Origin of the sequence: Paenibacillus sp. FSL E2-0201 (genome assembly GCF_037963325.1) — a bacterium.
In the GTDB taxonomy this organism is placed as follows: domain Bacteria; phylum Bacillota; class Bacilli; order Paenibacillales; family Paenibacillaceae; genus Paenibacillus_AQ.
Genome location: NZ_CP150154.1, coordinates 1,576,434 through 1,596,421, shown reverse-complemented (window position 1 = coordinate 1,596,421; position 19,988 = coordinate 1,576,434). Strand labels below are relative to the sequence as shown.

Here is a 19,988-nt window from a genome sequence, read left to right as displayed (position 1 = left end):
GATGAGAGATCACAAGATGCAGTTTCTGAAGGTTAGCCTTTCACGGAACCCACCGTAAGTCCGCCTACGAAGTACTTCTGCAGAAACGAGAAGGCAATCAGTAGCGGAAGCGCACACAGCATACAAGCTGCGAATAGGACGTTCCACTGGGTTGGATTCTGCTGGTCACCCATAAAGCCAAGCATGGCTAGCGGCAGGGGTGACTGCGAGGACTTGGAAATAAACGTCATATTGAAAAAATAGTCATTCCAAATCCAGATGCCTTGCGTGATGATAACCGAAACCGTTACAGGAATCAGCAGCGGAAACACTACTGTCCAGAACCGACGTAAAAGTCCCGCTCCATCAATATGTGCCGCTTCTTCTACCTCCTCCGGGACGCCGCTACGAATAAATCCGGTGTATAGAAACGTTGAAAATGGCAGGCTGCAGGTAACGAACATCAGGATTGGCGTATACTGCGTGCTTGGAATCCCCAAACTGTTGATCATTTGCACGATTGGGATCAGAACCATCTGTCCAGGTACGACTAGTCCGGCAAGGAAGAACAGATACAGAAACTGGCTCCATCTGCTTCTGATTCGGGCCATCGGATAGGAAGCCATAGCCGCGAAGATCACAACTAGAAGAACGGAAATCGCTGTCAGCACCACACTATTTAGTAGGGCGGAACCAAAATGCATCCGTTCGAAGGCTGTCCGGTAGCTCGTAAATGATATCTCATTGAACAAATCAAGCGGGTTTGTGTTGTTGTCCGGTGATCTCAGTGAGGTGGACAGCACAATCACAAGCGGAATCAGATTCAGTACCATAATCAAGATAACGATGAGCTGAACAAGTATTTTTTTGAGAATTGACCCGGTTATAACAGGCTTCCGCACGTTCCGGATAGGCTTATGCTGCTGCTGAAGATTGCCTGCTGCTGTTCCATTGCTCATGCTGACACCTCTTTTCTGTTCATCATCAGGACGGAAACCGCTGTAATAGCGATAATCAGCATAAACGAAATAATCCCGAGCGCCGAGGCCTTGCCGAACATTTGCTCCGTAAACGCCATTTTGTAAATTGAATAAATCAGGGTGTTAGTAGAAGTTCCAGGACCTCCATTAGTCATAATAAACGGAAAATCGAAGGCTTTCAGACCATTAATTAAACTTAGCGTTGTATTAATCGTAATGGATGTGGCGAGCAGTGGGAGCTTCACAAATCGTAATAGCTTCCAGGCGCTACAGCCATCAATTCTACCAGCCTCGAGCAATTCACTCGGAACAGTCTGAAGACCTGCAAGAAAGATAATCATCGTTGTTCCGACGTTCTTCCAGATTTCTACGAAAATAATAGAATACAGCGCCGTAGAATAGCTGCCGAGAAAATTCAAATTATCATTCGCAATCCCGAGCTTGGTCAAGAACGTTGCAATCATCCCGCTGTCCGGCATATAAACATAACTCCAGATGAAGCCGACCACAATCGCACTGAATAGAGTCGGAATGTAGGAGATGGAGCGGTAAAAGCCCTTGCCTCGAATCTTCATGTTCAGCAGCAGCGCCAGTCCAAGCCCGATTAGATTGCCCCCCACTACGCTGACAACCGTATAAATGAGAGTATTCTTGATCGAATTGCCCAGTGTACCTCCGCTAAACAAGTCTTTGTAGTTATCAAAGCCGATATAATTAAAGGTTTGGGCGTACCCGTTAAAGTCAGTGATGCTGTATTGAAACAGCTTAGTGATCGGAAAGATCCAGAATGTTAAATAAAAGATTAGCGCCGGCAACGCGAAAAAATACATCGTTTTTTTCATTACAGTCGATTTCATCTCTGTCTTATCCTCCTATCCAAAACCGTACCGCCAGCTCAGCTATTTTGATGTCAGGACTGGCGGGACGATCTTCAGTGATTCCGGTTTAATTTTTCCACAATTCCTTGAACTTGGCGTCCATAGCCTCTGTAACTTGCTCCGGCGTAGTCTTTCGTCCGCCGATAATTTCTGCGAACTTAGCTTCCATCTCTTCAGCTACACCCGTTGGCCACATTTGGTTCGGGAAGTATACGGACTTTCCATTATTCAGGTAGGAATCATTAACTTCTTTGAACAGGTCATGATTCAACGGAACACCTTTATACACACTGATTGAACTGTTGGCTTCGGTCCAAGCCTTGAACAAATCTGACTGACCATCAAACAGGTAATTCATAACTTCCTTGGCAATGTCCAGATTCTCCGATTTAGCGTTAAGCGCAAAACCAGCAGCAGTGGCAGCAGAGACATAAGTGGGCTGGCCTGAATCGTTAGCAGGCAGAGAGAAGAATCCACGGGTAAAGTCGGCTGCACCTTTGGCTGTCAATGTTGCATAATCCCAGGTTCCGTCAAACACCATAGCCGCTTTACCATCTACGAACAGTTGAGCCGCTTGAGCACTTCCAAGTCCAAGTGAGTTCTTGACTACATAACCTTTGTCATATAATTCCTTCATTTTGGAGATCGTGGCTACCCACTTTGGATCTGTTAACGATTTTTCGCCCGCTTGAAGCTTGGTATCGAAATCCATTTCATCCGGATAAACCTCATTCGCTGCGATTTGATACATCCCGAACTGGAGGAACCAAGGATCCTTGTCCGCGAGTGAGATTGGAGTTATTCCCGCATCCTTCAGCTTCTGGCAAGCTTCCAGGAATGAGGTCCAATTCTTCGGCATTTCTGTGACACCCGCCTGCTTGAACAAATCCTGATTGTAATACACCCCTAGATAATCAAGACCCCCAGCGATTCCATAAGGCTTACCCTCATAAGACATATCATCTTTCGCCCCTTGGCTGATGTTATCCCAAAAGGTTAAATCCGATAGATCAGCCGCATAGCCGGCCTTTGCCATGTCCAGGACACCGAGGGATGCATTTCTTGGGAATACCCAGTAAATATCCGGCCCTTTACCTGAAGCGAGCTTTGTACGAATCGAAGTGAAATACTGCTCATCCGGAAGCTTGGAAGTTTCGAGCGTAACGTTAGGAAACTTTTCCTTAACGAGCTTAGGCATAATATCAAGTGCAAAATCCTGTCCGTCCGGGGCTTTGGTACCAGATACCATCATGGTCAGCGTCACCTTTTTCGCACTGTCCGTTGTAGCTGCTGGAGCATTTGTAGCGCTTCCACTATTTTCAGCGTTACTAGTGTTGCTGTTGTTACCTGAGCCGCAGCCTGCTAGAACAGCAAGTAACAGCGCTAGCATTAAGGCTCCTGTCCGTTTTTTAGTACGTAATTTCATAGAATAACCTCCCTGTTTTCATATCACTTCTATTTCCCGGCATCCATTTTTTGTTGGTTGCTGTATTGTTATTTTAATCTTGTAAGCGGTATAATTACTTTTGCATTTAGGGTGCACTATTTTACGAACGGCTTAAATCGGAGGAGAGAGAATGAAATTTTCCAGTATCAAAACGAAACTCTTTCTAGCACTCGTTCTTGTATCTGTCATTCCGATTGTGATCGTCACGTATAACTCCTACCGGAGCTATACCAATCTGGTCAACCAGCAAACCTCTCTCGTTGCCTCCAACACCATCCATAATACCGTTAAAGGCATTGAGGATATTTTCGGGAATATTGAACGTATTTCACTTACCATTCAGCAGCAAACCTCCAGTGCGACCGCATACACTACCGTTAGCGACGAGCTAAAAAAACTGGCCAGCACCAGTGATTCCTATGACATTTTTATTATACAAAACAAGCTGAAGCTGATCTTCGAGAATCTGCTGCTGAGCTATGATTATGTAAATGGAATCTACCTTTTTTCTCCTGACGGCAAAAATATCAGCTATGGCAGTACGGCGGAACTGAAGGTGGGTTATGTCCCACTCCAGGATGCGTGGTATCAGAAGACCATTGCCAACAAAGGTCAGCTTTATATTGGCGAGCCCGGTGTAAAGCCTTATATCATTAATTCTGAGCCGTCCCTGGTATTCTCCCGCGCGCTCTACGATATGAAGACTCAACAGTTCCTTGGTGTATTTATGCTGGACTGTAGCTTAGATATTTTCAAAGGCCTGAATCAAGATGCTGTGCCTAATATGAGCTATTTTGTGCTAGCCAACGACGATGGCAACATTATCTACGACAGTACCGGTCAGAACACAGACTCACGGCTGCCGGAGGATTTAACCCGTAAGACCGAGGCGATGCAGGGCGATGAGCTGGAATTTTACAATGAGAATAATTTGACGGTTATTCAGCGGCTCCCTGTGTACCATTGGACGGTTATCGCCAATATTTCATTGAGTGAGCTGTATGAGAAATACGGAATTTCCAACAAACTGATCCTTTATATTTCCCTTACTTGTGCGGTCATTTTCATTCTGCTGTCCATCCTATTGTCCAATTGGATTACTAAGCCGATTACTCAGCTCGCCAAAATCATGCGCAAAAATAAATCACAAAAATTCGTTACAACCGAGATCAAACCTAAGAGGGTTGACGAGATCGGCTTTCTGTATACGGAATACAACAAGATGATGCAGGACATCGACATCTTTGTCAGAGAGAGCTATCAGAATAAAATCCTGACGATGGATTCACAAATGAAAGCGCTTGAAGCGCAGATTAATTCGCATTTTCTGTATAATACACTCGAATCTATCAACAGCATAGCTGAAATTGAAGAGGTTGAAAGCATTGCTGTAATGACCAAAGCTTTGGGAGATATGTTCCGCTACAGTATCAAGACTGACAGTGAGCTAGTATTTGCCCGTGACGAGATTCAGCATGTCGATAATTATATGGCCATCCAGCAGATCCGCTATGGCAGCAAAATCTGTTTTGTTAAAGAGTTGGAGGACTCCGTTCTGGAAGCGAAGATTCTCAAGCTGATCCTTCAGCCCTTAGTGGAAAATGCCGTCTACCACGGCTTGGAGAATAAAAGAGGGAATGGCATGCTCTTACTGAAGGGCTTTCTGGAGCCTGACACCAAACGGATTATTTTTGAAATCCGAGATGATGGGATAGGTATCCAAGAAGAACGGCTTAAGGAAATTCAAGCATTACTAGATCAGCCACCGGAATTCATGGGGCTTGGCCACCGGAGCAGACAGAGCATCGGTATTAAGAATGTCCACTCTCGTATTGCCTTGTATTACGGCTCAGATTTCGGACTGACCATAACCAGTGAACCAGCGCTGGGTACGACGATCACCCTAACACTCCCCTCTAAATAACGATAAACGATAAAAGGAGACTGGATCATGTACAAATTCATAATCGTCGACGATGAGCCTTTGATCCGTCAGGGTCTACTGAAAAAAATCAAGGCAGTGACTAATGAATTGATCTTCAGTGGTGAAGCCGACAATGGCGAGGATGCCATGGACCTTATCCAAGCGGAGGACCCACATCTAATCTTCACCGATATGCGGATGCCAGTTATGGACGGAAAATCCCTGCTTCGTCAGCTGCAAAATGATTATCCCGATAAAAAAATCATCGTCATCAGCGGATTTTCTGATTTTGAATATATGCAAGAAGCGATCTCAGCCAGAGTAGTCCACTATTTACTAAAGCCGTTCAGCAAAGACGAGATCCACCAGGCGATTGCCAAAGCGATAACCGCCATAGAGAGTGAGCAGTCCGCTAAGGCGGAAACTCTGAATATAACCAAAGAAGCGGAGCAGCTAAGCCTACAGGGAGATTTGCAGGCCCTTCTTCAATACCTTGCCGGCTTCTACCCGGCTGAGAAGCCGCCTAGCTTCCGATCAGCCCCATTGCTCAATCTGATGTCATCCCGACAAATGATCCTTTTGACGCTCTATAATCCGGAAGATTTAGCTGCCCAAGAGCCCTATCTGGAGAATACTAGTATCTTTCTTCCCCATCCACAGAGCAGGAAACTCGCCTTTTCACTCCAGCTATGTGATGCATCACTCAGCGATTCCAAGGTGCTGGAACTGACTTCTTACGAAGCCAAACAATTGATCGAAGAAACCGGACCCCAAGCTTGCATCGGCATAAGTGGGATTAAAAACGATCTGAAGGATCTTCCGCAGGCACGCCAGGAATCGATATCCGCATTAAACTGTCGTGCAATCGCCGACCAGGGACAGTTTTTTCTCTACCGCCCGGGTAGTTACCAGGCTGGGCCGGAAATGTGGGAAGGCAGTCGGGACCTCATCTTTTTCATCGAATCTGGAAACATCGATAAAGTGAAAGAACGGGTTCATGACTATTTTGACTATTATCGAGGGCAGCCCGCAGCGACAATCCATCAGTTGAAAGAGAATTGCCGAGCCATCATCACAGAGGTCAAAACCTTGGTCTCCGTCTATTTTCCTGTGGAGAACGGACAACATACCTCATCCAGCCTTGAAGGCGTACTAAGTATTTCATTTGATGCAGAAGAAATCCGGGGATATTTCCTGACCGTGCTGACCTCCATAGCGGAACTGCTGAAGGAACAATCGGTCTATTCCTCTCCCAACGTCATTGACAATGTGAAGGTATATATCCGCAAAAACATTTGCTCATCTCTCACACTAGAGCATTTATCGAATCTGTTCTATATCAGTCCGAGCTATCTCAGCCACCTGTTTAAGGAAAAGACGGGCGAAAATCTGATTGATTATGTTAACAAAGAGCGTATCGAACGTGCCAAGCTGCTGCTTCGCACCAGTGATGAGAAAATTTATAAGATTGCCAAGAGCCTTGGGATCGATAACACCAAATATTTTTTCCGGCTGTTCAAGAAAATGACCGGATTCACACCGGAGGAATACCGAAAGTTAAGCGATGCTGAAAAAGAGGGGGCAGGCTAATGGATCATAAGGAACTTGATCAATACCTGCGCCGCCTTGATGTAATTGAAGCCAAACAGCAGTACACCCGCCAAAACATTAATGAATTTGGCGGCAAAGAATTGATCCTGCCTCACGGAGAACGGGTTCCTCGTCTGCCGGTACATCATTTTTTTAGTCAAGGCGATTACCATATCAGCAAGCATCACCGGTTCGCCGATATGCCGGAGCATACGCATACATTTATTGAGCTCAATTATATGTACTCAGGACGTTGCCGGCAGATCATTGGCGGGTCCGTCGTAGAACTGAGTCAAGGCCAGATTTGCTTGCTGGATACGGATGTGCCCCATTCGATTTCTACACTTGATGAAGACGATATCCTAATCAATATTTTAATGCGAAAGGAAACGCTGAACGCGGCATTTCTGACCCGGCTAGGATCTGACGGAAGATTAAGCGATTTTCTGATCAACGCCCAATCTCCCGCCGCAGCCCATGACCGTTACCTCGTCTTCCGATCAGATAGCTGTCATAACCTGCACCATATCCTCGCTAGCATGATGTGCGAGTATTTTGATCCCCGTGATTTTTCCACGGACATGATCAACGGTTATATGATCCTCGTGTTTACAGAGCTCATGCGGGTTCTAAACCAGGACAGCGTATCCAGTGGATTACCTACCACTAAACGGAGCGATCTACTTGAAATTCTACAGTATTTGGAGCGCCATTTTAATGACTGCTCCTTAAAGGATTTGGCCGCGCGCTTTAATTTCAATCCTAATTACCTGAGCAATCTACTTAAGAAAAGCACGGGCAAAACGTTCGGTGAACTGGTACAGGAGCATCGCATGGCTTATGCCGCTCTCCTACTCGCTAACAGTGATCGACCGATTGGAGATATAGCGGGAGAATGCGGATATGAGAGTCTCAGCTTCTTCTACAAAAAATTCGCGGAACGATACGAAGTTACTCCGCTTTTGTACCGCAAGCAGAATCAAACAACCTGAGAGACCACTTGCAACGGTGCTCAGGTTGTTCTGGCCGCTAACGATTATGCATCTGTTTATAATTGATATTTGCGGATCAGATACGTTGGTGTGCAGCTCCAGGCATGACAATAGCTGTTAATCAAATGACTGCCATAGGGTGAAAAGCTCTTATCGCTTGGATTATACAGCTCCCAGAACGTATCAGCCCCGTCTTTAATCATCTGCCCCCAATACTTCTTGATCTCCGAAATGGCGTTGTCTCTGTCACCTACCTGGATCAGTGCCTCAATGAAATGGTGAACCATATAGGGTGTGGTCATCGGAATGGGAGACGAATCCTGCTGAAGCCTGAGCAATATTTCCTTCCCACGCTCCTCTTCTTCAACAACTCCAGCAAGCACCATCCAAATTTGAGAAGCCCACGAAACCTGCCTAATGTCCCCGCTGACGAAATAGCTTAATTCAGAGTCCCATAAGTGTTCCAAAGTGGCTTGCGTAAGCTGTTCAATCGTCTGCCGCAAACCATCCTGTCGTTCATCTCCGAGAAGAACAGCCAGCTCCAGAGCGCATTTCAAGTTATAGATTAAGATGGCCTGCGCCGGAGCCTGTTTGTTCAGAGCCGGATGCCAGTCAATAAAAGCCCACCAAGTCTCATCGTCGGTCACAATGCCACGCTCATCCAATCGCTCTAAGGCTAATTCTATCTGCCGATAAGCAGACGGCCACAGCTCTTCCAACGTATTCCGGTCATCTGTAGCCAAGAAATAATCGCACAGAGTAGATACAAAAAAGAGTGAATAATCATAGAGATACGTATCGTCAGGGATCACATAGGGTTTCATGAACAAGTTGGCTGTGATCCGTCCCCGCTCATCAGGATAAGCTGCAAACAAGTATAGGCATCGCTTAACCAAATCGTTACCCGAGAATGTTTCGTAATTGGCCAGCGCCTGTAGCCGCAGATCCCCAAGCCACAGTCTGCGGTCCCGCTTAGGCCCGTCTTCGAAGACCTCCTGCATACATTCTTCGAGGGTCTTCACACTGACCCCATCAATGGCCTGCAGTTCGGCATCCAGGTGGTCCAGCGGAGCCAGAAAAGAGCGGTCAGCTGAGGTTTCTGCTGTACAGCTGATTTCGGCAAAGGATACTTTATATTTTGGTGACGTATCAAGAACTTTAAGCTTTACATACCGAAAGCTGTATCTACGCTCCAGATTTAGTGATGCAGGAAGCACATCCAGATGAACCCGCTCTTCCTGCAGCCATGAGCTGCTAAGCCAGCCGTCATACTCCGAGAAAGGTTCAGCCATCTCCACCGGCATTTCTCCGAGGGTGATCTGCAGATGCAGCGGAGCATCCGGAGGGCTGCCTATAGGAATGATCTGTATCGTCAACCGTCCAACCAGATGTTCTCCGAAATCCAGAATAACCTCCTCCCCCTTCCCAAATACAATGGAAGAAAGGGTCTCCGCATTTTGAATCGTCTCAATTTGCCAACCATGCACCGCTAGTTCACTCTTTACAACCCGGACCATCTGCTTCGGTGAACATTTTCGGTAAATAAGCTTCGGCAGAAGCTGCTCTGCGGTTAAAGCAAATGCCTCATTTTTATGGATAGTTACTGCTTGCTGGCGCTGCATCGCTTGAGTCATAACCAATCTCCTCCTTCGTTTGTCTTATTCCCCCTCTAGTAAACCTCAATTCCACTTGCCTGAACATGCAGTGAATACAGGTAATCTTACTCTTATTACAGGTCTGTTCGACTTAGCATTGCTAGACAACTTCCACTAGTAAGGATGTACTTTTCATGTTGACTTTTCAACATATAGTGATTAAAATAAACAACGCACACTAAATATAGTATTCATATGATTTTCCAGTATTTATAGCTTATCTATTCAATCTTTACAGTATTTAAATTAGGTTTAATATATACAGGGGGAGAGACTCCATGCTAGTCGCATACGATTCGAAAACGGGAAACGTCAAACGCTTCATTGGTAAGCTTAAGCTGCCCGCTGTGCAGATTGAAGAGCATATGACCATTGATGAGCCCTACGTGCTTATTACATATACCACCGGCTTTGGACAGATTCCAGAGAAGGTGTCTATTTTTTTGAAGAACAATTATTCCAATTTGAAAGGCATCGCCGCCAGCGGCAACAAGAACTGGGGCGAGCTGTTCGCGCATAGCGCAGACTTGATTGCAGATCGGTACAACGTACCGGTTATCGGTAAATTTGAGCTATCGGGCACATTTGGCGATGTAGAACGAATTAAACAGGAGGTGAGCCGAGTTGCGGCATATTGAACTAAACAACATGTTGATGAAGAGAGACGAAACTGGTTTCTTTCAATTGGATAAAGACCTTGAGGCAGTAGCCGAATTTATGCGGGATGTAGAACGGCGGAGCTTGGTTTTTGAGAATACAAAAGCCAAGGTTGATTATATGATTGAACAGGATTTCTACGAAAATTTTTACGAACAGTACAGCTTAACTGAGATTGAAGAAGTCTACCAAATTACCCATTCTTACAACTTCAGCTTTCCATCCTATATGGCAGCTTCGAAGTTCTATACGGATTACGCTGTAAAAAGCAATGACCGCAAGCAATATCTGGAGCATTATCCGGACCGTGTGGCGGCAGTTGCCCTTCACCTAGGACGCGGTAACGCCGCTACTGCCGGCATGCTTGCCCGTTCGATGATGGAGCAGCGCCTGCAGCCAGCGACGCCTACCTTCTTGAATGCGGGCAAGAGCCGGCGCGGTGAGCTTGTCTCCTGCTTCCTGATCGAAATGGACGACTCGCTTAATTCGATCAACTATGTGCTCAATACCTGCATGCAGCTATCGAAGATCGGCGGTGGCGTGGCTGTCAACCTGTCCAAGCTCCGTTCCCGCGGAGAGACCATCAAGGGTGTCGAGGATGCGGCTAAGGGCATTATACCTGTGCTCAAGCTGATGGAAGACGGCTTCTCCTATGCTGACCAGATGGGTCAACGTAAAGGCTCTGGAGCCGCCTACTACAACATTTTTGGCTGGGATGTTCTTGAATTTCTCGACAGCAAGAAGATCAACGCCGACGAAAAAACAAGGCTCAAAACCCTGTCCATCGGCCTGATTATTCCAAATCGCTTCTATAAACTGGCGAAGGACAATGAACCGCTGCATGTATTTGCCCCTTACAGTGTGTACAAGGCCTACGGCACGCATCTTGATGACATGGATTTGGATGATATGTACGATAAGCTGTTAGCCGATCCTCGTGTCAAAAAGAGAAAAGCTATGAGCGCGCGGGATATGCTGACCAAAATCGCCATGATCCAGCTGGAATCTGGCTATCCATATATTATGAACAAGAGCAATGCCAATGCGGCCCATGCCCTGAACAATGTCGGACAGATCAAAATGTCCAACCTCTGCACGGAAATTTTCCAGCTGCAAGAGACTTCAGAGATTAATGATTACGGGCAGGAGGATACCATCCGCCGTGATGTAAGCTGCAATCTGGCTTCTTTGAACATTGTCAACGTGATGGAGCATGGCAAAATCCGTGAATCGGTACATGAAGGTATGATCGCCCTGACCGCTGTCAGCGATATGACCAGCATCTCCAATGCCCCAGGCGTAGCCAAGGCCAATAAAGAGATGCACTCGGTCGGACTTGGCGTGATGAATCTTCACGGCTATCTGACCAAGAACAAGATTGCTTATGAGAGCGAACAGGCTCGCGATTTTGCCCGGACCTTTTTCATGACCATGAACTACCATTCCCTGGAGAAAAGCATGGAGATCGCTGCCGCAAGCGGCCACTCTTTCCATGGATTTGAGGCCTCTGATTATGCTACAGGAGCTTATTTCGAGCGTTATCTGACAACAGATTACCGCCCTGTAACGCCAAGAGTACAAGAGCTGTTCGGAGATATTTTCATCCCATCCCCTTCGGACTGGGAACAACTGCGGGATGCAGTAAAAGCAAATGGCCTGTACCATGCTTACCGATTGGCAATTGCGCCAACAGCCAGCATTTCCTATATTCAAAATGCCACTTCAAGCGTTATGCCTATTGTAGAGCAGATTGAAACACGGACATATGCCAATTCAACGACTTACTATCCGATGCCGTACCTGCGTCCGGATAATGTATTTTTCTATAAATCGGCTTACCAAATGGATCAGTTCAAGGTGATCGATCTGATCGCGGAAATTCAGCCCCATATCGACCAGGGCATCTCGACTGTTCTGCATGTGAACAGCGATGTATCAACCAGAGAACTGGCCCGCTCCTATCTGTATGCGGCGCATAAAGGCCTGAAGTCGCTGTATTACACCCGGACCAAAAAGCTGTCCGTCGAGGAATGCCTCACCTGCTCGATCTAACTGGAAGGCTATAGCCGCAGAAAAGGAGATTGCCATATTATGACCGCTATCCAAGCCGTAAACTGGAACCGTCCCGACGACGATTTCTCATTGATGTTCTGGAATCAGAACATTATGCAATTCTGGACGGACGATGAAATTCCATTATCCGATGATAAAATGTCCTGGCTCACGCTTAGTGAGCAAGAAAAGGACTCCTATATGAAAGTGCTCGGCGGCCTGACACTGCTGGATACGATTCAAGGCGGAGTAGGTATGCCGCAGATTATGGAGCATGTCGAAGGCCTTCAGCGCAAGGCTGTGCTTGGCTTTATGGGCATGATGGAACAGATTCACGCCAAATCGTACAGCAGCATTTTCACCACTTTGTCCTCCACGGAGGAGATTGACAGTGTATTCAGCTGGGTAGAAGAGAACCCATACCTGCAGTTCAAAGCGGAGACGATATCGCAATATTACAAAAAAATAGACTCACCCAAAGACCTATACCTTGCTATGGCAGCCTCCGTGCTGCTCGAGAGCTACTTGTTCTATAGCGGCTTCTTCTACCCGCTTTATCTGGCCGGCCAGGGCAAAATGACTTGCAGCGGTGAGATTATCGACCTTATTCTTCGGGATGAGAGCATCCATGGGGTATATGTCGGTGTACTGGCGCAGGAGATCTTTGACGGGCTTCCAGAGGACGAGCAACGCGTGCTTCACCAGCAGCTCGTTGACCTCCTTAGACTGCTGCATGAGAATGAAGAACGTTATACCGAGCAGATCTATGCTCCCATCGGACTAGTGGAAGAGGTTAAGACCTTCCTTAGATACAATGCCAATAAAGCTATGATGAATCTGGGCCATGATCCGCTATTCGACGAGGAAGAGATCAACCCGATTGTTCAGAATGGTATCAGTACCCACACTAAGCAGCATGACTTCTTCTCGAAAAAAGGCAACGGATATGTCCGGGCGCTTAACGTGGAGCCGCTAAAGGATGAAGATTTTCAATTTTAAATATAGATAAAGCAAAAAAGTGCGGAGAACATTCTCCGCACTTTTTGCTAACTGTAATATTAGATTATTGCAAGCTTTTCAGGTATGTTCTAGCTTCTTCGTAGGTATCGTAAGCATCTGCAAAATCTCTACCAAAAATACGTTTCAATTGCATCTTCCAAATTGGGTTTTTAGTTACATAGGCCCATCCTGCTTGACCAGCTTCACTCGCCATCGCACCTGTAGGGGCTAGCATAGCTGCAACCTCAGGAGTAAGTACACTTTTAGAATCAGTTACATCAGTTGTTCCTGTAAATTTAGGTTTAACAAGCTTCATGATATTTTCAAAATCTTTCAGGTATCCTTGAACATCTTCAGCTGAAAAATCGATAGATACTACATCGATATGGTTCTCATTTTGGTTGTACTTAATTGTGTATGGCATAATTATTTTTCCTCCAAGTTTTAACGTTATTTTTTTAATAATAGAGATGAAATGTATGTAACTTCACAGACAAAAAATACCCGCCCCATGCTTTTTCAGGGCGACGACATCTACTTCCTGTATTGTTTTTATAACAACACCCTTTCTAGAATATTAACTAATACATATTACCTATATTATTATCGACAAATTTCTTTTTTTATTTATATTAAAATACAATTTTCTACAAATTCCAACATATTCATGGTCATATTTTCCTTAATTCATTCATTTTTGTGTATCTGCTGTCTCTTGCAACCATTCAATTTGCCAACATACGAAGAATCTGTTTTTTTAGACAACTAAAAAAGGCTCTGCGTGCGACTTCCGATTCCAATCCAGTCATCCTTCAGGTTTTTGGAATCAGAATACGCCGCAAAGCCTCTAATACTATATTTTAGTTGTTATATAAGTAAACAATCCGGAATTACTTTGTTGCGGAATAGCCCCCGTCAATCACATGTGCTGTACCTGTAATAAACGAAGCCTCATCACTTAGTAGGAAGCATGCAAACGCAGCTACTTCCTCAGGCGTACCGTATCTACCCAGAGCCGTTCCAGAAGCGATAAGAGATTGAAGCATCTCTACATCATCAGACAACAGCTTTTCATATCTGTTCATGGTTGGTGTAGGGATAGGTCCTGGGCAAAGGGCATTTACTCTAATGTTACGGTGACCCACTTCTTTGGCAACCGATTTAGTCATCCCCACAATAGCATGTTTACTTGCTGAATAAGCTGCATCGTTGGCCATCCCGATAAAAATACCATGCAAAGAGGAGCAGTTTAGAACGGAAGCTCCAGATTTCATATGAGGTAATGTATAATGCAACATGTAGAATTGGCTAGTGAGATTTGTCTGAATCACTTTTTGAAACAACAACGGATCATAGTCTATAACATCCGTATTGTCTCCTGTAATTGCTGAGTTATTATATAGGCAATCAATTTTTCCATAAGCTGCTAATGTTTGATCTACGATATTTTTGCAGTCTGCTTCGAGAGAAACATCTGACCGAACAAACATCGCTTCCCCACCTAGAGCCTTAATTTCCTCAACTGTGTTAGCGCCGGCATCTGATCGATTGGCAACTACTACAGTACCGCCCTCTCTTGCTACTCTTAAGGCTGTAGCTTTTCCGATTCCGGTACCTGCACCTGTAATAATAACTACTTTGTTCTCAAATCTGTTGATACTCATAAGTGCACCACTTTCTTATGTCTTTTTCAGGAGGAGGATTCGAACCTCATAGACCCTAATATCGCCTGATTCAATATGAATTGGAACATTTTTGCAGAAAAATCGACAAAATTATCCTCTATATGACAACTTTATTGTATTTAATTGTATATAGCAATCAATATTTTAATCTACTTTTACAACAATTGAGAATTTATTTTTAATCGTCATAAAAAATACACCCCTTAGAATTCATCAGATAAACCAGAAGTTTTATCCAATGCTTATTCTAAGGGGTTTGATAATTTGTAAATCCGTCGTTGTTAATGAAACCATATTCCAAATAAATTATTTATTGGCTTATAGATAAAAATAATTAGAAACAACGGACTGGGGATGTTCAATTTCAACAACGAACAGAAGGTCGCGCCAAGACCCAAAATCCAAACTATAAAGTATATGCTAAGATCACGTACTCGGCGCTTTCGAATTAACTTAGGTAAATCAAGTGCCATACAACCTATAGCAATCACCAAAAAAAACAGTAATACCATTTCTCTCACTCCTTGATTTGTTCAAGAAAAGAATTATCGGTTAGACCAACGCGGTTAATAACTACTGAGGCACTATAATGGATGGGCAAGGATTTAAGGTAATCTCCGCCCTTCTTGTGCTGTAGCTTGGCCCATGCTTTAGGGCTGTCATGATAGATCGATTGTCCAAATCCCATAATATCAACGTTGAAGCGATTATTTACTTGCTCCACAGTGTATTGCATCCGCTCTACAATCCGTTCCTCTGTTTCCTTTTCCAAACGTCTTATGGTGCTTTCCGATTCCAAATTCTCTGTACTATGCACTTCTTCAATATTGCAAAGCGCCTTAACATTAAGGTAAATATGCGGCTCCCCATCAATAATTTTCACTTTGCGCTTGGTTGAAGCTTGGATCGCTTCGATAACAATGGGCTTTCCGTCTTCTCCTGCTATCGGGCCAGAATGTGCGGTTACCTTATCGTTGATATAATTGTAACCGATCGTTTCACCCTCGTTTAGCCAACCGATCAGTTTGTCTTTTCTGAACACAGCCACAGTATGGTATTCCAATCTCGCCTTTGGCATCGTTCGCTCTACATTGCTTTTTTCTTCCCCATCTTTTGGATTTCCCATCACTTCCACTCCGGTCAGTACAGGATTTTCACCTTGAGACAATAAATTTTCAATAAAATCATCTAGTGTGACGGCGACTGTTTTTGCTGAATCTTTATAAGAATTATCTAGGGAACTAAATAATTTGTTCGCTGGTAATTTATCCATAGGTGTAAGGACATTCAAGACATCACTGGCAGTAGTACCTCTGGCAACCAAAACGTAGAAATCCATACGTGGTTCCCGACTTCTTTTAAATACATCCAGTATCTCGCCCACTCCAGAGCGGGCAAGCTCCTCCCCAATAACCAACACCCGGATATGACCAAGATAACTTGTCCTGGAACTATCCAGATTCAACATACGCTGTGCATCATAAAACGTAGGTACCGTGAATTTATAAACAACCACAGGGACTCCAGTGCCTCCCCCTCCTCCAGTCGATTGTGAGGAAATCGCAGACGGAATAACGACCTGCATCGAAACTGTATAACCCTTTTCAGCCTTGTCAATCCCTATCCCCAGTACAAAGGCTACTTCATTCAGCTCCTTCCTTTCCCAACAACCACTTAGCACCAACGTAAATTGGAGAGCTATCATCAATTGGAGAACGCCTCTAACTAATTTTTTATTCATTTTTTTGATTCCTCATCACTGGTTCTACTTTGACGAAATAGGTTCTGCGTCTTGTTTTCGACGGGTCTTGTCTTTAGTAAAGGCCACGGAAAGCGAAAGATAGAATCCTTTAAGTCTTTGGAATTATAAGGCCCAAGCGGACTCATATAAGGCATTCCGAAAGAACGCAAGCTCGATAAATGCAACACGATGATAAAAATACCGAATAGAATCCCATATAATCCGATAAATCCGGCCAAACCTATTAGCACAAAACGGATCATCCGGGCAGCTATAGACATTCCTGTCTCCGGAATAACAAAACTAGAAATCGCTGTGAGCGATACAATAATGACCATTGCAGAAGAAATAAAACCCGCTGCAACTGCGGCTTGCCCAATCACCAACGTTCCGACAATGGATATCGCCTGTCCAATGTTTTTGGGTATCCGAACCCCAGCCTCCCGCAAAATCTCATATGTCATTTCCATGATCAGCGCCTCGACAAAAGCAGGAAAAGGAACACTCTCCCGCTGGGCAGCTAAACTAATTACAAGATTGGTCGGTATCATCTCCTGATGATACGTAGTAATTGCAACATATAATGAGGGAGCTAGCAAAGTAATAAAAAATGAAATAAAACGAACTAATCTCAGCAAAGTTCCAATATCAGCCCTTTGGTAATAATCCTCGGCAGACTGGAAAAACGCTACAAAAAATGTGGGAACCAGCAGCACAAAAGGAGTTCCATCGACAAGAATAGCCACTTTTCCTTCCAAGATACCCGCTGCAATTGTATCCGGACGATCACTGTTGTATACGGTAGGAAAAGGTGTCACTGCCGTCTCTTGAATAAACTCTTCAATATATCCACTCTCGAGGATACTATCCGTATCAATTTTATTCAGACGGCGTTTTACTTCTTGCACCAAATCCTTATTCGCGATGTTGCTTAGATACATAATAGATACGCTGGTTTGAGTCACCCTTCCGATCTGGACGGTTTCCAGCCATAAATGGCTATCTTTGATTTTCCGCCGAATCAGTGCCGTATTCGTCCGCAAATTCTCAGTGAATCCTTCCATGGGTCCCCGAACAACCGTTTGTGAGCTAGGCTCCCCTACATTACGATCTTCCCAGCCAGGTAAACCGATCCGGAGAGTGGTGGATGTCCCATCGAGCAACAGCATTATACTACCGGACAATAATTCGTGTACAAATTGGCTGAAATCAACGATGACGGTTAGATCACCAGCTATTAATATTTGTTTCTTAATGATCTCAATTTTCTGCTCGGGCTCAAGCTTCCCTAGCTGTTCATAAGGAATATGTTCCTGCAAAGAATACAAAATTGAATTATGCAGAACCTGAGTATCCACAAGACCATCTATGTAAACCAAAGAAATATGAGTATTTTCTTCTATCTGTAACTCTTTTATCACTACATCAGAACTTCCGCCCAGCAATCCGTACAACTGATCAATATTGGTTTTCAATCGGTTTGATAGTCTGCCAGTCTCCGAACTCTTCATGATGCAGCCTCCACTTCTCTATAGATAGATGAGTATAGTTTGATGTTAATTATGATAATTATTCCTCCGGAATAAAAATCGGGTTGGCATAATTCTGGTATCTACAACCATACTAAAACTAGTCCAATAAATTTGAGGGGGTATATGAGTTTGGAGAAAGATAGAATTAGTACCAATCAAATGATTATACTCGGGCTATTCACATTTATTGGGGATATGGCGCTTGTGTATCCGGCATTAATGGTAGCAGGAGCGAAACAAGATGCATGGATCGCTGCTTTGATTAGTATTCCCTTGGGTCTTGCGAGCATAAAACTGTTACTTTACTTAGCAAATATTGAACCCAACAAGAATATTATCGAGCTTAGCCTACAAATTTTAGGAAAGTGGGTTGGAACTGCTGTAGCCTTGTTCTATCTAGTGTTCTTCCTGATTGCCGCATCCACTTACATAAGAGAAATTGAGGATTTCATGTGTACACAGATATACGAGAAAACACCTGGCGGGGTTATCCGTTTCATGGCTATTTTCCTACTGGTATATGGCGTAAGACTTGGCCTAGAAACATTGGGGCGGGCAGCTCAGCTTTTTTTCCCTTTATTTGCAGTTTTTTTGATCGGTCTTCTGCTTCTGCTGACGCCCGATGTCAGAATGGAGCGTTTATACCCCATCATGAACACACCAGTACCGGATATGCTCCATACTTTGATGTATGGTGTTTTTTATCCTTTTGGCGAATTGTGCGTGTTTCTTATGATATATCCTTATGCTCAGAAGAATAGCAAAACAAGCCGGGATATTTTCATAGCCCTGATCATCGGAGCTCTGGGACTTAACCTCATCTTATTTTTTTCACTTACCGTTCTTGGTGTTTACGCTTCTGAACATCAATTTTATGCCGCATACATTCTTGCTCAAAAAATTAATATTGCAAATTCTCTGCAACGTATCGAGGCGCTTATGGCTACAACATGGATTATCAGCACATACTTCAAAACTGCCATTTATTACTATGCTTTAACTTTAGGTACAGCCCAATTATTTAAACTCAAAAGTCACCGTCCTCTGATCATACCCACTGGATTTTTGTTATTTGGAATGTCACAACTGATTGCTAAAGACATCATTTTCTATGTAAAGGAAATTCCCACCTACTGGGTAGATTGGGATTTCACCTGTGCATTTGTTCTACCGCTTATGTTGCTTATTGTGTATCATTTCAAGAAACGTCATGCTGCCAAGTTAAATAACCTCTCTCCCTAAAATAAAAAAAGGACAGCTATTGGGCTGTCCTTTTGCTCATGAATTTCTTACACGCAGTAAGGTTATTCCTTCTTATCCAAAGTAATCGACGATGGTGTTACATCCCGAATTGGCTCTTGAGCTACTTCAAAAGTTGATCCACAGCTCGGGCAAAACCGAGCCTCAATTGCCACATTGCCACCGCATGCTTTACATTGCTTCACATCGGACAACCCAGCGATTTGCGCAAGATTAACCTCAATCTCCGATTTCAGTTCAAGAATACGGGAAATATTCTTCTCGATCTGCTCACTCGGCAGTGGTCCTGCACCTTGGGTTACAGCTTCAAACAACAGTTTACCCATAACCTGATACTGCTGGTCAATGTCATTCTGCTTGCTGTTGTTCTGTAATTTCAATCGATTGATCTCCACCACTGTCTTTGCTTTATTCCCAGCCTCGCTTACGCCTGCCTTTACCTTGTTAAAAAAGCTCATATTCAGCCCCCAATTCCGTAGTAGTCATAATATAAGCATATTTCGACACCTTCACAAGTATTCCTTTCTTTATTGTACTTAACTTCAACCACAATTTGTAGTTCATCCACAATTCTGAACTTCGTTCCCCCGCCTTCCTGCGGGAACGAACCTCGACTC

General features: G+C 44.3%; 16 protein-coding genes. 7 read left to right on the top strand and 9 right to left on the bottom strand.

Annotated elements, in window-relative coordinates:
* Positions 1–32: 32 nt before the first annotated feature.
* The 3 genes from NSU15_RS07175 to NSU15_RS07165 all read right to left on the bottom strand — a co-directional run bounded on the left by NSU15_RS07175 (position 33) and on the right by NSU15_RS07165 (position 3,263).
* A complete protein-coding gene (locus tag NSU15_RS07175; protein ID WP_339289750.1) occupies positions 33–938 on the bottom strand; it encodes a carbohydrate ABC transporter permease in 906 nt (301 codons plus the stop codon).
* Positions 935–1,816 (bottom strand): sugar ABC transporter permease, encoded by an 882-nt coding sequence (locus NSU15_RS07170; RefSeq protein ID WP_339289749.1) that lies wholly within the window; start codon positions 1,814–1,816, stop codon positions 935–937. The genes NSU15_RS07175 and NSU15_RS07170 overlap by 4 nt, the downstream gene beginning before the upstream one ends.
* Before the next feature lie 88 nt (positions 1,817–1,904).
* Positions 1,905–3,263 carry an extracellular solute-binding protein gene (locus NSU15_RS07165; RefSeq protein ID WP_339289748.1) on the bottom strand — a complete coding sequence of 453 codons (1,359 nt, stop codon included), beginning with the start codon at positions 3,261–3,263 and terminating at the stop codon, positions 1,905–1,907.
* Between the two features lie 151 nt (positions 3,264–3,414).
* Between NSU15_RS07165 and NSU15_RS07160 the strand changes: the two genes are divergently transcribed.
* Genes NSU15_RS07160 through NSU15_RS07150 form a run of 3 tightly spaced genes read left to right on the top strand, consistent with a single transcriptional unit; the run spans position 3,415 to position 7,790 of the window.
* Complete coding sequence (locus tag NSU15_RS07160) at positions 3,415–5,208, top strand: sensor histidine kinase (RefSeq protein WP_339289747.1); 1,794 nt, start codon at positions 3,415–3,417, stop codon at positions 5,206–5,208.
* Positions 5,209–5,235: 27 nt separating this feature from the next.
* Complete coding sequence (locus NSU15_RS07155; RefSeq protein WP_339289746.1) at positions 5,236–6,798, top strand: response regulator; 1,563 nt, start codon at positions 5,236–5,238, stop codon at positions 6,796–6,798.
* Complete coding sequence (locus NSU15_RS07150) at positions 6,798–7,790, top strand: helix-turn-helix domain-containing protein (protein WP_339289745.1); 993 nt, start codon at positions 6,798–6,800, stop codon at positions 7,788–7,790. Before NSU15_RS07155 ends, NSU15_RS07150 begins: the two co-directional genes overlap by 1 nt.
* A 56-nt stretch (positions 7,791–7,846) precedes the next feature.
* On the opposite strand, the gene NSU15_RS07145 is transcribed toward NSU15_RS07150, so the two are convergent.
* Complete coding sequence (locus NSU15_RS07145; protein WP_339289744.1) at positions 7,847–9,424, bottom strand: sugar hydrolase; 1,578 nt, start codon at positions 9,422–9,424, stop codon at positions 7,847–7,849.
* A 299-nt stretch (positions 9,425–9,723) separates the two neighbouring features.
* Between NSU15_RS07145 and nrdI the strand changes: the two genes are divergently transcribed.
* Genes nrdI through nrdF form a run of 3 tightly spaced genes read left to right on the top strand, consistent with a single transcriptional unit; the run spans position 9,724 to position 13,153 of the window.
* On the top strand, positions 9,724–10,083 hold the full coding sequence (gene nrdI / locus NSU15_RS07140; protein ID WP_042125226.1) for a class Ib ribonucleoside-diphosphate reductase assembly flavoprotein NrdI: 360 nt from the start codon (positions 9,724–9,726) through the stop codon (positions 10,081–10,083).
* Positions 10,070–12,154 (top strand): class 1b ribonucleoside-diphosphate reductase subunit alpha, encoded by a 2,085-nt coding sequence (gene nrdE / locus NSU15_RS07135; protein ID WP_339289743.1) that lies wholly within the window; start codon positions 10,070–10,072, stop codon positions 12,152–12,154. Before nrdI ends, nrdE begins: the two co-directional genes overlap by 14 nt.
* A 39-nt stretch (positions 12,155–12,193) precedes the next feature.
* A complete protein-coding gene (nrdF, locus tag NSU15_RS07130) occupies positions 12,194–13,153 on the top strand; it encodes a class 1b ribonucleoside-diphosphate reductase subunit beta (RefSeq protein ID WP_339289742.1) in 960 nt (319 codons plus the stop codon).
* 64 nt (positions 13,154–13,217) lie between these two features.
* On the opposite strand, the gene NSU15_RS07125 is transcribed toward nrdF, so the two are convergent.
* The 4 genes from NSU15_RS07125 to NSU15_RS07110 form a co-directional block, all read right to left on the bottom strand.
* Positions 13,218–13,577: a hypothetical protein gene (locus NSU15_RS07125; protein WP_042125220.1), complete on the bottom strand. Its 360-nt coding sequence runs from the start codon at positions 13,575–13,577 to the stop codon at positions 13,218–13,220.
* Positions 13,578–14,043: 466 nt separating this feature from the next.
* The gene (locus NSU15_RS07120) at positions 14,044–14,817 is read right to left on the bottom strand and encodes an SDR family NAD(P)-dependent oxidoreductase (RefSeq protein ID WP_076119925.1); all 774 of its coding nucleotides are present in this window, start codon (positions 14,815–14,817) and stop codon (positions 14,044–14,046) included.
* A 538-nt stretch (positions 14,818–15,355) separates the two neighbouring features.
* Positions 15,356–16,579: a Ger(x)C family spore germination protein gene (locus tag NSU15_RS07115; RefSeq protein ID WP_042125215.1), complete on the bottom strand. Its 1,224-nt coding sequence runs from the start codon at positions 16,577–16,579 to the stop codon at positions 15,356–15,358.
* Positions 16,576–18,090: a spore germination protein gene (locus NSU15_RS07110; protein ID WP_339289741.1), complete on the bottom strand. Its 1,515-nt coding sequence runs from the start codon at positions 18,088–18,090 to the stop codon at positions 16,576–16,578. Before NSU15_RS07110 ends, NSU15_RS07115 begins: the two co-directional genes overlap by 4 nt.
* Positions 18,091–18,234: 144 nt before the next feature.
* Here NSU15_RS07110 and NSU15_RS07105 point away from each other — a divergent pair, with 144 nt between their 5' ends.
* Entirely contained in the window at positions 18,235–19,353 is a 1,119-nt protein-coding gene (locus NSU15_RS07105) for an endospore germination permease (RefSeq protein WP_339289740.1), read from the top strand.
* A gap of 62 nt (positions 19,354–19,415) precedes the next feature.
* Here NSU15_RS07105 and NSU15_RS07100 read toward each other — a convergent pair whose 3' ends face one another.
* Positions 19,416–19,829, bottom strand: a complete 414-nt coding sequence (locus tag NSU15_RS07100; protein WP_042125211.1) for a zinc ribbon domain-containing protein — start codon at positions 19,827–19,829, stop codon at positions 19,416–19,418.
* Positions 19,830–19,988 lie beyond the last annotated feature (159 nt).